The 12,885-nt window shown below is 65.0% G+C and carries 12 protein-coding genes and 1 pseudogene; 7 read left to right on the top strand and 6 right to left on the bottom strand.

Annotated elements, in window-relative coordinates:
• The 5 genes and pseudogenes from ACRECS_RS15580 to ACRECS_RS15600 form a co-directional block, all read left to right on the top strand.
• A pseudogene (locus tag ACRECS_RS15580) lies at positions 1-254 on the top strand (hypothetical protein); the annotation flags it as partial.
• On the top strand, positions 241-753 hold the full coding sequence (locus ACRECS_RS15585) for a hypothetical protein (RefSeq protein WP_431583870.1): 513 nt from the start codon (positions 241-243) through the stop codon (positions 751-753). The pseudogene ACRECS_RS15580 and the gene ACRECS_RS15585, both read left to right, overlap by 14 nt.
• A 351-nt stretch (positions 754-1,104) precedes the next feature.
• Positions 1,105-1,551, top strand: coding sequence for a MarR family winged helix-turn-helix transcriptional regulator (locus tag ACRECS_RS15590; protein WP_431583871.1), 447 nt, complete (start codon positions 1,105-1,107; stop codon positions 1,549-1,551).
• Positions 1,544-2,638: an HlyD family secretion protein gene (locus ACRECS_RS15595; RefSeq protein ID WP_431583872.1), complete on the top strand. Its 1,095-nt coding sequence runs from the start codon at positions 1,544-1,546 to the stop codon at positions 2,636-2,638. Before ACRECS_RS15590 ends, ACRECS_RS15595 begins: the two co-directional genes overlap by 8 nt.
• Positions 2,631-4,166, top strand: a complete 1,536-nt coding sequence (locus ACRECS_RS15600; protein ID WP_431583873.1) for a DHA2 family efflux MFS transporter permease subunit — start codon at positions 2,631-2,633, stop codon at positions 4,164-4,166. The genes ACRECS_RS15595 and ACRECS_RS15600 overlap by 8 nt, the downstream gene beginning before the upstream one ends.
• A 262-nt stretch (positions 4,167-4,428) precedes the next feature.
• On the opposite strand, the gene ACRECS_RS15605 is transcribed toward ACRECS_RS15600, so the two are convergent.
• The 5 genes from ACRECS_RS15605 to ACRECS_RS15625 form a co-directional block, all read right to left on the bottom strand.
• The gene (locus tag ACRECS_RS15605) at positions 4,429-4,866 is read right to left on the bottom strand and encodes a GFA family protein (RefSeq protein WP_431583874.1); all 438 of its coding nucleotides are present in this window, start codon (positions 4,864-4,866) and stop codon (positions 4,429-4,431) included.
• A gap of 22 nt (positions 4,867-4,888) precedes the next feature.
• Positions 4,889-5,479: a DUF2238 domain-containing protein gene (locus tag ACRECS_RS15610; RefSeq protein ID WP_431583944.1), complete on the bottom strand. Its 591-nt coding sequence runs from the start codon at positions 5,477-5,479 to the stop codon at positions 4,889-4,891.
• Positions 5,480-5,530: 51 nt separating this feature from the next.
• On the bottom strand, positions 5,531-6,559 hold the full coding sequence (locus ACRECS_RS15615; protein ID WP_431583875.1) for an aspartate-semialdehyde dehydrogenase: 1,029 nt from the start codon (positions 6,557-6,559) through the stop codon (positions 5,531-5,533).
• Between the two features lie 96 nt (positions 6,560-6,655).
• A complete protein-coding gene (locus ACRECS_RS15620; RefSeq protein ID WP_431583876.1) occupies positions 6,656-8,905 on the bottom strand; it encodes a S9 family peptidase in 2,250 nt (749 codons plus the stop codon).
• Positions 8,906-9,005: 100 nt separating this feature from the next.
• Positions 9,006-10,424, bottom strand: a complete 1,419-nt coding sequence (locus ACRECS_RS15625; protein WP_431583877.1) for a DUF418 domain-containing protein — start codon at positions 10,422-10,424, stop codon at positions 9,006-9,008.
• A gap of 137 nt (positions 10,425-10,561) precedes the next feature.
• Here ACRECS_RS15625 and ACRECS_RS15630 point away from each other — a divergent pair, with 137 nt between their 5' ends.
• Positions 10,562-10,696: a hypothetical protein gene (locus ACRECS_RS15630; RefSeq protein ID WP_431583878.1), complete on the top strand. Its 135-nt coding sequence runs from the start codon at positions 10,562-10,564 to the stop codon at positions 10,694-10,696.
• 8 nt (positions 10,697-10,704) lie between these two features.
• Here ACRECS_RS15630 and ACRECS_RS15635 read toward each other — a convergent pair whose 3' ends face one another.
• Positions 10,705-11,253 carry a DNA-3-methyladenine glycosylase I gene (locus ACRECS_RS15635; protein ID WP_431583879.1) on the bottom strand — a complete coding sequence of 183 codons (549 nt, stop codon included), beginning with the start codon at positions 11,251-11,253 and terminating at the stop codon, positions 10,705-10,707.
• A 153-nt stretch (positions 11,254-11,406) separates the two neighbouring features.
• Between ACRECS_RS15635 and ACRECS_RS15640 the strand changes: the two genes are divergently transcribed.
• Entirely contained in the window at positions 11,407-12,831 is a 1,425-nt protein-coding gene (locus ACRECS_RS15640; RefSeq protein ID WP_431583880.1) for a hypothetical protein, read from the top strand.
• The last annotated feature ends 54 nt before the right edge of the window (positions 12,832-12,885 follow it).

Here is a 12,885-nt window from a genome sequence, read left to right on the forward strand (position 1 = left end):
AGGCGGTGCGCGTCTACCACCCGGTTGCCAGCGAAGCGCCGGTGATCGTGCGCTACAAGCGCGAAGTGCGCCCCGACATCACCGCCGCGCTGCAATGGATGCGCGCGCGGCGCCCCGGACGCTGGGCACGGCCTACCCCGCCGCCTGAGAAGGATCATAAGTCCGCTGCGGACATCCTCAAGGCGATGGATCGTGTCGGCGACCTGGCATTGCCCGAATATCGCGAGGTGCTGCGCAGCCATGCACGGGAATAGTCTCGCGATCGGCGCGCATATGCGTGCCTTCACGCGCAATCCGCTCGCCCATGCCCGCTTCACCTATCGCTGGGGAGAAGGCGCGCTGAAGGGCGTCCTTGGCCCGCGCGAGTGGCAGCGCGAGGTGATGGAGGTGATCGGGAAACATCTCGACAACCCGGAGACCCGCCACACACCCTGCCGCATCGCCCGAGCCTCGGGCCACGGCATCGGCAAGTCCGCGCTGATCGCGATGCTGATCAAATGGGGCCTCGATACCGGCGTGGACACCCGCGTCGTCATCACCGCCAACACCGAGACCCAGCTCGAGAAGAAACAGCATATGAAAGCGCGCGGGCTCGCCTCGCCCGACGATGCCGATGCACTGGCGCTGACCTTCGCCGAACCGGTCATGCCGCGCGAGGAATGGCCCGAAATCTACCGCCAGGTGCGCGAACTCACCGAGGAGGAGGAAGCCGCGGAGCTGTACGCCGAGTTATTTCCCGATCGCTGGCGGTAACAAACTCCTCCCCGGCACGGGGAGGTGGCGCGCGAAGCGCGACGGAGGGGGTGCGCCGGTAGCGTTACGCTTGTGGAGAGCCCCCTCCACCACGCCGCTTCGCGTCGCGGTCCCCCTCCCCGTCCCGGGGAGGAGCTCAGGACCGCGCCGGAGAAACTCTCCGCGTCTCCGCGCATCCGCGTGAACCCCCTTCTGACTGCCTCAACGCAAACGCCATGACAGTCGATCCGACCGGATCAAACACCCTCTCAGCGCTCAAAAGCGACCTCCCACACCCCCTTTACGCTGCACCGCAATATTTTTCTCGCTCGACCACTGGATTATATAAGGAAGCTTATTATATGCGCAGTCATGAGCGATACACTCGGATTCCTGATCAGCGACGTTTCGCGCCTGATGCGGCGGCGTTTCGATGAACGCGCACGCATGATCGGCGTGACGCGCGCGCAGTGGCGCACCCTGTTCACCGTGTCGCGCAACGAAGGCGCCAATCAGGGCGGGCTGGCCGACATCCTCGAAGTCGAGCCGATCACCTTGTGCCGGATGATCGACCGGCTGGAGGAATCCGGCCTGGTCGAACGCCGCCGCGATCCCGCCGACCGCCGCGCCTGGCAAATCTTCCTCACCCCCAAGGCGCTGCCGCTGCTCGGCCAGTTGCGCACGATCGGCGAAGACATGTTCGCGCATGCGCTTGAAGGCGTCACCCCGGAAGCACGCGACCAATTGGTCGCCGCGCTGACCCTGATCCAGAATAATTTGAACGACGCCCCCCGGGGCAAGGAGGCCAGCCATGGCTGATGCAGACCCAGTGATCGACCGCAACGCGGCCACCGAAATCGAGATTTCCGCAATCGAGCCCGTCATCGAGCCGGCGCCGGCCAAGCGCCGCAACCGTCTGCGCCCGTTGCTGATGTTCAGCGTACCGCTGCTGATCCTCGCGATCGGCGGCTATTTCTGGCTGACCTCGGGCCGCTATGTCTCGACCGACAATGCCTATGTGAAGCAGGACATGGTTTCGATCAGCCCGGACGTGTCGGGCCGCATCGTGCAGGTCGCGGTGGCGGAGAACCAGCGCGTCAAGGCCGGCGACCTGCTGTTCCGCATCGATCCGGAGCCCTATCGCATCGCGCTGGCACAGGCCGACGCGGCGATCGCCAATGCCCGGGTCCAGGTCAGCACCATGTCGACCGATGTCGGCGGCGCCGATGCCGATATCGAAAGCGCGCGCGCCGACATCATCCTCTCCCAGGCCACTTATGATCGCCAGGTCGCGCTGATGAAGCAGGGCTTCACCACCCGCGCCAGCCTCGACGCGGCGTCGCATGAGCTCGCCGCGAGCCGGGCCAAGCTCGCCACGGCGCAGGCCGCGGTCGCGCGAGCCCGCAGCCAGCTCGGCAGCGGTACCGCCGCAACCGGCGCGCCGGCCGCGATCCAGGCCGCCATGGCGCAGCGCGACCAGGCCGCGCTCAACCTCGCCCGCACTGAAGTCCGCGCGCCCAGCGACGGCATCGTCAGCCAGACCGGCCGCCTGCAGGTCGGCAACATCACGCCGAGCGGCGTGCCCGCGCTGAGCATCGTGGTCAATCAGGGCACCTGGGTCGAGGCGAACTTCAAGGAAACCGACCTCAACCACATGGCGGTCGGCCAGCCGGCCGAGATCAGCCTCGACGCCTATCCCGGGCTCAAGGTCAAAGGCCATGTCGCCAGCATCGGCGCCGGCACCGGATCGCAATTCTCGGTCCTCCCGGCACAGAATGCCACCGGCAACTGGGTCAAGGTCACGCAGCGCGTGCCGGTGCGCGTCGCGATCGACGGCAACCCGGCGCGGGCGATGATCGCCGGGCTCAGCGCCGACGTGTCGATCGACACCAAGACCCATGGCTGAGACCGTGCCCGGTACGCCGCTGCTGCCCGTCCGGCAGCGCGGCCTGCTGACCGTTGGCGTGATGGGGGCGATGATCATGCAGATCCTCGACACCACCATCGCCAATGTCGCCTTGCCGCATATGCAGACCAGCCTTGGCGCGACCGTCGATACCGTCACCTGGGTGCTGACCAGCTATATCGTCGCCTCGGCGATCGCCATTCCGGCGACCGGCTGGCTCTCCGGCCGGTTCGGCTCGCGCAACCTGTTCCTGTTCGCGGTCGGCGGCTTCATCGTCGCGTCGATGCTGTGCGGCACCGCCGTCAGCCTGGAGGAGATGGTCGCGTTCCGCATCCTCCAGGGCATCACCGCGGCCTTTATTGGCCCGCTGTCGCAAACCGCGATGCTCGACATCAACGCGCCCGAGAACCAGGCCAAGGCGATGTCGGTCTGGGGCATGGGCGTGATGGTCGGCCCCATCATGGGCCCCGTGATCGGCGGCTGGCTGACCGAAAGCTATAATTGGCGCTGGGTGTTCTACGTCAATCTGCCGATCGGCATCGCGACGTTTGCGATCCTCTGGTTCCTCCTGCCCTCGCGCCCGCGCGAAACCCGCTCGTTCGATATTACCGGCTTCGCGCTGATCGGCATCGCCGTCGCCAGCTTCCAGCTGATGCTTGACCGCGGCCAGCAGGAGGACTGGTTCTCCAGCTGGGAAATCATCGTCGAGGGCGGCGTCGCGATGGCCGCGCTGTGGATGGGCATCGTCCACCTCGCGACCGCGAACAAGCCCTTGTTCGACCGTGCGCTGTTCAAGAACCGCAACCTGATCGTCGGCATGTTCTTCATGGTGGTGATCGGCATCTCGACCATGGCGCCGATGGCGCTGCTCCCGCCGATGCTGCAATCGCTGTTCGGCTATCCGGTGATCGATACCGGCCTGATGCTGGCGCCGCGCGGGGTCGGCGTGCTGCTCTCGATGGCGCTGGCCGCGCGGTTGATGGGCAAGGTCGATACGCGCATCGTGATTGCGGTCGGGCTGGTCATCTTCGCCTTCTCGCTCAGGCAAATGGCGGGCTGGTCGCTGGAAATGGATTTCTGGCCGGTGATCACCAGCGGCTTCATCCAGGGGATCGGCATGGGCCTCGTGTTCATGCCGCTCAACTCGCTCGCCTTCGCCACGCTCAGCGGCGCGTACCGCACCGACGGCGCCAGCCTGCTCAACCTGATGCGCAGCATCGGCCAGTCGGCGGGCATTTCGATGGTCACCACCCTGCTCGCGCGCAACATCCAGCAAAGCCATGCCGATTTGAGCAGCCATATCACCGCGACGACCATTCCAGCACTCGATCTCGGCGCGCTCGACCGCTTCGGCAGCTTGTCCGACGCCGTGTTCGGCTTCGCCGACGGCATGATCAACCAGCAGGCGGCGATGGTCGCCTATATCGACGATTTCTACCTGATGGCCGGGATTTCGATCGCCGTGGTGCCGCTCGTCTTCCTGCTGTCCAAGCCGAAGGGCAAGATGGAAGCGGTCCACGCGGAATAGACGGCTTGCGAGGGGCACGCGAGCCATTCGATTCAACCATGGCACGGGATCGAGCATGTCATCCCTTGCCGGACTTGAGCCGGCGCGCTCTTTCTCAGTGTCGGAACCAGTATGCAGGGCGCAACCTTCGCACTCCCCCTTCCGTTCGCCCTGAGCTTGTCGAAGGGCCGTTCCTCCTTCTCTTATGTGGCTGAAGAAGAACGGTGCTTCGACAAGCTCAGCACGAACGGAAGAGAGGTGCGTCCACCTAATCCAAAACCGCTCAGCCCAGCATCGTCGCAATGAACGCCGCGATCGGCGGCGATTCCTCAAAGGTCGGGACGTCGTCGGCGATCACCACCCAGGGCTGCTTGCGCTTGACCCACATATGCAGGCGCGGGCTGAGCCGGTTGCTCTCGTCCAGCGTGCCGGCGCGCAAGACGACCAGCCCCGGCCGCGCGCTGTTGGTGTTGAAGATGCGCGTATGACAGGTGCCGCACAGCCGCTGATGCGATTCATGCCCGCTCGGATTGATGAAGCGATACTCGATCACCGGCCCGGTGACGCTGATCGCGCCGTCCGGCAACAGCGCACTCTGGGTGAACGCGCCGCCCGCCCAGCTCTGGCAGAGCAGGCAATGGCAGCAATAGATCGCCGGCGCCGCATCGACCGCCAGCACATAGCGAACCGCACCGCAATGACATCCGCCTTCCACCGTCATGTCGAGCCCCTCACTGCCCCGCTCACCTGCCCGGCTCGGCCCGCCACTGCCAGATCATCGCCAGCACCGAACCGAACAGCGCGATCGCCATATCCTTCTGGGCATCCCACATATCGCCCTGCTGGCCATTATACTCATTGGCCAGATCGGACGCGACGATGATGGTCAGCAGCCATTCGAAAATCTCGTACAGCGCACTGACCGCGCCGACGAACAGGAACGCATTCCACAGCGCCGCCCGCCAGCGCGCGCCGGTGTAGCGCCAGCTGATCTCGGCATAGAGCGGGACGGCGCACAGGCCGAAGGTCAGGTGCACCAGCCGGTCGAAATTGTTGCGCGTCATCCCGAATACGTCGCTGACGCTGTGCCCGGTCAGCGCCATCGCCCAGCGATCATAAGGAACATTCGAATAGGCGTAGCGGCCCGCCAATGTGTGCAGCAGGAAAAACGCGACCACCGCCAGCACCGCGCGATTGGACAGCGGCCAGCGCGACAGCAGGGCCGGCGCGGCGAGGATCAGCAATATGGTCGGAATATGCTGAAGCGGCGCGATCCCCGGATAGGGCTGGTTGATGTTCGCCAGCACCACCGCCGCGGCCAGCAGCAGGACCATGCGGAGCTGCGGCCGCGGCAGCGACCGCCAGCGCGCCGCATAGCCCGGCAATCAGGCCGCCTTCTTCAAATGCCGCCGCCCGAGCAGCTCCGCGATCTGCACCGCGTTGAGCGCGGCCCCTTTGCGCAGATTGTCGCTGACGCACCACAGGGTCAGGCCGTTCTCGACCGTCGAATCCTCGCGTACGCGGCTGACAAAGGTGGCGAATTCACCGACGCATTCGATCGGCGTGATATAGCCGCCATCTTCGCGCTTATCGATCAGCATCACGCCCGGCGCCTCGCGCAGGATGCCTTGCGCCTGCTCGGCCGACATCTCGTCCTCGAACTCGATATTGATCGCTTCGCTATGGCCGACGAACACCGGCACGCGCACGCAGGTCGCGACCAGCCTGATCTTCGGATCGAGGATCTTCTTGGTCTCGACCACCATCTTCCACTCTTCCTTGGTCGACCCGTCGTCGAGGAAGCTGTCGATGTGCGGGATCACGTTGAACGCGATCTGCTTGGTGAATTTATGCGGCTCGGCCGGATCGCCGACAAAGATGTTGCGGCTCTGCTCGAACAGCTCGTCCATGCCCTGCTTGCCCGCGCCGGAGACCGACTGATAGGTCGCGACGACGACGCGCTTGATCCGCGCCACATCGTGCAACGGCTTCAGCACCACGACCATCTGCGCGGTCGAGCAGTTCGGGTTGGCGATGATGTTTTTGCGCAGATAGCCGTCGATCGCTTCCGGATTCACTTCCGGCACGATCAGCGGCACATCGGGGTCCATGCGGTAGAGCGACGAATTGTCGATCACCGTGCAGCCCGCCTTGGCCGCGATCGGCGCATAGACCGCGGTCGCTTCCGATCCGATCGCGAACAGCGCCATGTCCCAGCCATTCCAGTCGAAATGCTCGATATTCTGGACCTTGAACTGCTTTCCGGTGTCGCCGTAATCGACCATCAGCCCCTGGCTGCGCGACGACGCCACGACGGCGATCTCATCCGCCGGAAACTCGCGCTCCGCGAGGATGTTGAGCATCTCGCGCCCGACATTCCCCGTCGCGCCTGCGACTACTACCCGGTAACCCATATTCGCTCCAATCCATCAGCACGGGCGCGGTACTCCCGCTACCCCCGGCACGCAAGCAAGCAGCGCATCCCTTGCTCCTCCCCGGCACGGGGAGGATTAGCGCTTGTTCTTCACTTCACGATCAAGGAACTTCAGGATCGTCGTCCACACATGAATATCCCGCCCGGCGCTATGCGTCTTGCCGGGATAGAGCATCATCTCGAACGGCACATTCTCCGCCTGCATCTTCGCGGCAAAGGCGGTTGTGTTGTCGAGCACGACATTGTCGTCGGCCATGCCGTGGATCAGCAGCAGCGGATCGGTGATCTTCGCCGCATCGTCGATCGCATCCGATTTCGCATAGGCTTTCGCGTCCTTGATCGGATCGCCCATATAGCGTTCGGTATAATGCGTGTCGTACAATTCCCATTTGGTCACCGGCGCGCCGGACACGCCCGCGGCATAGACGCCCGGATTGGCCTCGAGCATCTTGAGCGTCATGTACCCGCCATACGACCAGCCATAGGTCGCGATCTTGCCGGCATCGACGAACGGCTGCTGCTTCAGCCACGTCGCGCCGGTCAGCTGATCCTCGACCTCGACCGATCCCATGGCGCGGAAGATCTGGTCTTCGAACGCGGTGCCGCGATTGGCCGATCCGCGATTGTCGATCTGGAACACGATCCAGCCCTGCGACACGAGATACTGGTGCAGCGGCGTGCCCCAGTTGCGGCTGACGGTCTGCGCGTGCGGGCCGCCATAATGTTCGAAGAACACGGGATATTTCCGGCCCGGTTCAAGCACCGGGGTCAGCATCTCATAATGAAGATCGCTGCCGTCGGCTGCCTTCAGCGTCCCGAAGGTCGGCACGCGGTGCTGCTGGAGGAACGGGAAATAGGGATGCCCGGCAACGATCGGATTCTCGTTGATCCATGACAGCAGCAGTCCCTCGGGATTGGCGAGATAAGTCTGGGTCGGCTGGCTGGGATTGGAGCGCGACACGATCATGCGTGTGGCACCCACATCCATCGTCGCGCTGTGCCACCAGCCCGGATTGGTGCGCCGCGAGATGAAATTCGGACGCGCGATATCGACCGTATAGACGTGCTGTTCGAGCACGTCGTCCTTGTTGCCGGTAAAGAAGATACGCCCCTTCGCCTCGTCAAACCCGATCAGGCCGGTGACGACCCAGGGCCCCTTGGTCAGCTGAGTCCATGTGCCGCCCTTGAAGAGATAGAGATGCGCATAGCCGTCGCGCTCCGAGGTCCAGATCAGGCCGCCATCCTTGAGCGGGCGATAGCCGTCGCTGAGGTTGACCCAGCTCCTCGGCCCCGATTTTTCGCTGAACAGCACGGTCGACTTGCCCGTCGCGGGATCGACCCGAAGCATGTCGAGCACGGTCTGGTCACGGTTCTGGCGCTGCACCAGCAACGACCGGCCATCCGGGGTCCAGTCGACCCGCGCGAGGTAGATGTCGGTTTCCGCGCCAAGATCGACCTTCACCCGGCCCGACCCGTCGGCGTTCATCACGTACAGCTCGACCAGCACGTTCGGCGTGCCCGCGGCGGGATAGCGCTGGTCGAACACCTTGGTGCCGTTCGCGCCGATCGCGGCGCGCGTGACCACGCCGACCGGCGCCTCGTCGAACTTCTCGACCGCAAGGCGCTTGTCGCCCGGCGACCACCAATAACCGGTGCGGCGGCCGATTTCTTCCTGGGCGACGAACTCCGCCTCGCCCCAATGCACCGTGCCGGCGCCATCATGGGTCAGCGCCAGCTCCCTGCCCGTCGCCGAGCCCCCAAGCGGCTGAACGAACAGATTCTGGTCGCGCACGAAGCTGACAAAGCCGCCCGCGGGGCTGATCTTCGGGTTGAGCTCGCCGCCTGCCGTGGCGGTCAGCCGGGTGACCTGGCCGTCGAGGCTGGCGAGGTAGAGATCGCCATCGAGCGGCACGAGGATCGACTTGCCGTCGGGCGACCATTCATAGGCGACAATCCCTTTCGCGGCGCCGATCCGCGCGCGTTCGCGCTGCATCTTCTCGGCCTCGGACAGTTCCGCGCCGGTGCCGAATTTCTTCGAATCGACCAGCATCCATTCCTTGCCCGTGCGCGTATCGCGCGCCCACAGGTCGTACCGATCCTTCTCGGCCGGCCGCGGGCGCAGCGAGGTCAGCAGGCCTCCGTCGGGCGAGAGCTTGAGCAGCTTGGGCTGCGATCCCGCCAGGTCGGGCGACGCAAAGACGCGCTCCAGCGTCAGCTTCTGCGCCATAACCGCCTCCGCTGCGGCCGGTGCCGTGGGCTCAGCGGCCATGGCGGGGACAGCCATCGCGGCAAGCATGACGCCGGCGAGCGTCCATGGTTTCGGCATCATCCATCTCCAGTCCCGATTTCTCTGCGCCGGCGCGAATGGCGGCGGATGCGGCGTTATTACGAGCGCCGGACGTTGCGTAAAGGGACCTGTGAGGCACTCAGGCGGCGAGCGCCTTGCGGCGCACCGGCAGCAAGCGCCGCGAGATGATCGATCGCCACGCCCATTCGACCGGCGCAATCACATGGTCGCGCAAATACCAGTTGGCCGCCCACAGCAGCAGCGCATTCACCGCCAGCGCCGTCAGCATCAGCGCCATCCAGCCTTGCTTTCCATACAGCCCAAGCGCGAACGGCGGATAGATCACCCACAGGCAAATCACGCTCTGCAGGATATAGAGGGTTAGCGCCGTCCGCCCCGCCGCCTCGAACGGCCTGAGCAGCTTCATGCCGGAAGCCGTGCCAAGCAGCAGATGGACCAGCCCGATATGGCCAAGCGTGGTCGCCAGCCGGGTCACTTCGCTGGTGGCAACGATCGGGTGCGGATAGGCGTCGAACTGAACCTCCCAATAGGCCGCGATGGCGCGGCCGGTCAGGCCGATCGCATAAGCGGCCAGCGTCATCACCAGGTAGAAACGGCGTGATCTCTGGCCCTGGATGATGCCCCATTTGAACAGGGCGGCGCCAATCAGCATCGTGCCGGCCGCCTCCCACACGAACAACGGCTCCAGAAACTCTCCCCGGCCGATGCCATCGGACATGCCCCACAGGAACAGCATCGTGGCCCACGCGCTCGTCGCCCAGGTCATGAAAGTACCGGTCGCGTCCGCGCGCCTCTTATCTTCCAGCGCGACGCGCGCGCGCTCTTCCGCCCTGCCCTTCGCCAGCGCGGCGTCGTTGCTGGCCTGGCTGGCAACCTGCCTGGCTTGCTCGGCGGTCAGTGTCTGCCCGGCATCCCGCTTGGCCTGCAGCTGGACGACCTCGATCCGCGACTGCTGCTCCGCGTACAGGCTGCCTCCCCCGAAAATGAGCAGGCCGAACGCCATGACCAGGCCGAAGCCGAGCAACGCTGCCGGGGGCAGGCGACGAAACAGAAAGGCGACCATCGCCGCGATGCCATAGGTGTGAAGGATGTCGCCGGGCCAGAGCAGGATGAAGATATGCACCAGGCCAAACAGGAACAGGACGAAATTGCGCAGATAATAGCGCCGCATCACGATACCGTCGCCGAACAGCACGCGGCCCGCGGTGCGAAACACGCCTCCGGATCCGGTGACGGACGCATCGATCGCGGTCGCGGCCCGGTCGGTCAGGATCACCATGCCGACCCCGAACAGCATCTCGAGCATGCAGCGCGCCGTCCCGTCGGCGAAGATCTCGCGCAACCACCACGCGACCTGATCCGCGCCGCTCCAGCCGAGATGACGGAAATCGCCGAACGACGCCCACAGCGACCCGCCCATATCGTTGATGTTCATGAACAGGATGCCGAGGATCGCGATCCCGCGCAGGATATCCAGGCTCGCGACGCGCGGCGCGCCATCAGGCTCGGCTGCGGTGGTCATCGTCGCTTCGCTCATCGCTGTTCCCCGCACCATCCCCGCCGGATAGGCGAACCCGACGGTGTATTGCAAACGCAAAGCAGTGCGTGATCGCCTGCGCCGCCCGGTGTCGTACGAGAGGTTGAAACCGGCGCCGTCCGGGCTAAGGTCGGGCGATGGATTACCCCGATGAACCGGAAAACCGCACCTGGGTCGATACGCTGCGGGAGAAATGGATCTACGGCTTCGGCATTCTGTTCCTGCTGACCTGGATCGCCATGCTCTATTTCATGTTCCACGACGTGATGTAGCGCGCACCTCAGCCGTGGCGGCGGAAACAGTCCGCCAGATGGTCGTCGACCACACCCACCGCCTGCATCCAGGCATAGACGATCACTGGCCCGACAAACTTGAACCCCCGCTTCTTGAGCGCCTTTGACATCTCCTCCGACAGCGGCGTCTTGGTCGGCACATGCACGCCGTCACCGATGATCGGTTCGCCGCCCGCCATGTCCCAGACAAAGTCGGAGAAATCCTCGCCCGCCTCGCGCATCGCCAGATAGGCGCGCGCATTGCCGATCGTCGCGACGATCTTGGACCGCGATCGGATGATGCGCGGGTCGACCACCAGCCGCTCGATATCCGCCTCGCCGAAACGCGCGACGATGTCGGGATCGAAGCCCTGGAACAGCTCGCGAAACGCATCGCGCTTGCGCAGGATGATGCTCCAGGACAGCCCGGCCTGGAATCCGTCGAGCATCAGCTTTTCCCACAAGGCGCGGCTGTCGCGCTCCGGCACGCCCCATTCCTCGTCATGATAGGCGCGCATCATCGGGTCGTTATCGGCCCAGGGGCAACGATGGGGCATGGGCAGTCCTGAGTTGATGGCCTGAGGTTGATGGCCTGACAGTGATGGCAACTCGCCGCGCCGTTCCGGCTGGCCGACGGATCGGATTGGCGCGGCTTGACGGCATTGCTTAGTGGGCCGAGCAACGTCCAGCAATATCGATGGGGGAAGTCCGTGGCATCATGGTCCCGACGCAGTGCGCCGGCCGCCTTTTTATCCGCATTGGTCATCATGGCCGGCGCGGCGGCAACCGCCTGCGCCTATTGGCCGGGATTGATGACCTGGGACGCGATCCGCCAATATGACCAGGCGACCAGCGGCGCGTTCGACGACTGGCATCCACCGGCAATGGAGTGGCTGTGGCGGCAACTCGTGCCGATCCATGACGGGCCGGCGCCAATGCTGGTCCTCCAGCTGCTGCTGTTCTGGGGTGGCCTGACGCTGTTCGCCCGCTGGGCCTTGAAGCAGCGGCGGCCCGGACTGGCGGTGGCTTTGGCGGCATGCGGGTTGCTGCCGATCTCGCTCGCCCTGACAGGTGCGGTGCTGAAGGACTGCCTGATGGCGGGGGCCTTGATATCCGCCACCGGCCTGTTGGCCTGGCAGCCTTATGCAACGCGCCCCGCCCTGCGCGTGCTGGTGCCCGTCCTCGGCATCCTGCTGTTGCTGTTCGCCTCGATGCTGCGCTTCAACGCGTTCCTCGCCACGGTACCGATCTTCGTCGCGCTCATGCCTCAGGCCGCGCGCGCAGGCCGGCTGCGGTTCGCCGGCACGACGGTGATCGCGGCGTTGCTGATGATTGCAGCCCTGCCAGTCGCCAACCGCCTGATCGGTGCGCAGTCGAGCGGGGTCGAAATGTCGCTGGTCATCTTCGACCTCGGCGGCATTACGGAACATGCCGGCGTCGACGCCTTTCCGCCGGTCGGCGTGATCGATCCGGTGGCGGTCAACCATTATTGCTATTCGCCGGTCAAATGGGACCCTTATTCCTGGTGGGTCGACGAACCCTGCGCGATCGGCTTCGCCGACGTACGCGCAGCGATCGCCGCACGGCACGAAAGCCCTTATGGATTCCTCGCCAAGGCGATCCTGGCGCATCCCGTCGCCTATGCGCAGCACCGCCTGGCCCATTTCAACATCAACACGCGCTTCCTCGTCCATGACGAGATCGAGCGACCGGTGCAGGTCGACTCCGCTCCCAATGACTGGGGCTACAGGGTCCACCCCAGCCCACTCCTGTCGGCAATCGACGGCATCGTCCTGGTCAGCGCGCATACGCCGCTGGATTGGCCGATCGTCTGGCTGGCGCTGGCGTTCGGCGTCCTGACCATCGCGAGCCGGCTGCCGTCGCGCGGTATCGTCATCCCGGTTGCGCTGTCCGCCCTGCTCTATGGGCTGGGCTATGGCGTGTTCAGCGTCGCAGCGGAGCTGCGTTATCATCTGTGGACCATGCTCGCGACCGCCATTGCGCTGGCGATCACGAGCGCCGATCTGACGCGCGGGAACGCCAGCGTGTCGCGTCAGCGGCTGTTCTGGGGGTTCTTGCCCGCCCTGCTCGTCACTGCGCTGTGCATTGCCTGGCGCTTGGTCCCCGCCCTGTAACGCGAACGGGGCGCGGAAGCTTTCGCTTCCACGCCCCGCGTGATGTCTGAGACT

It is taken from the genome of Sphingomonas sp. (genome assembly GCF_050725575.1).
Lineage (GTDB): Bacteria > Pseudomonadota > Alphaproteobacteria > Sphingomonadales > Sphingomonadaceae > Sphingomonas.

What these genes read in the sequence shown, in the direction of transcription:
- ACRECS_RS15585 (WP_431583870.1), top strand. Translation starts at nt 241, where the DNA reads ATGCACGGGAATAGTCTCGCGATCGGCGCGCATATGCGTGCCTTCACG.
- ACRECS_RS15590 (WP_431583871.1), top strand. Translation starts at nt 1,105, where the DNA reads ATGAGCGATACACTCGGATTCCTGATCAGCGACGTTTCGCGCCTGATG.
- ACRECS_RS15595 (WP_431583872.1), top strand. Translation starts at nt 1,544, where the DNA reads ATGGCTGATGCAGACCCAGTGATCGACCGCAACGCGGCCACCGAAATC.
- ACRECS_RS15600 (WP_431583873.1), top strand. Translation starts at nt 2,631, where the DNA reads ATGGCTGAGACCGTGCCCGGTACGCCGCTGCTGCCCGTCCGGCAGCGC.
- ACRECS_RS15605 (WP_431583874.1), bottom strand. Translation starts at nt 4,866, where the DNA reads ATGACGGTGGAAGGCGGATGTCATTGCGGTGCGGTTCGCTATGTGCTG.
- ACRECS_RS15610 (WP_431583944.1), bottom strand. Translation starts at nt 5,479, where the DNA reads ATGGTCCTGCTGCTGGCCGCGGCGGTGGTGCTGGCGAACATCAACCAG.
- ACRECS_RS15615 (WP_431583875.1), bottom strand. Translation starts at nt 6,559, where the DNA reads ATGGGTTACCGGGTAGTAGTCGCAGGCGCGACGGGGAATGTCGGGCGC.
- ACRECS_RS15620 (WP_431583876.1), bottom strand. Translation starts at nt 8,905, where the DNA reads ATGCCGAAACCATGGACGCTCGCCGGCGTCATGCTTGCCGCGATGGCT.
- ACRECS_RS15625 (WP_431583877.1), bottom strand. Translation starts at nt 10,424, where the DNA reads ATGAGCGAAGCGACGATGACCACCGCAGCCGAGCCTGATGGCGCGCCG.
- ACRECS_RS15630 (WP_431583878.1), top strand. Translation starts at nt 10,562, where the DNA reads ATGGATTACCCCGATGAACCGGAAAACCGCACCTGGGTCGATACGCTG.
- ACRECS_RS15635 (WP_431583879.1), bottom strand. Translation starts at nt 11,253, where the DNA reads ATGCCCCATCGTTGCCCCTGGGCCGATAACGACCCGATGATGCGCGCC.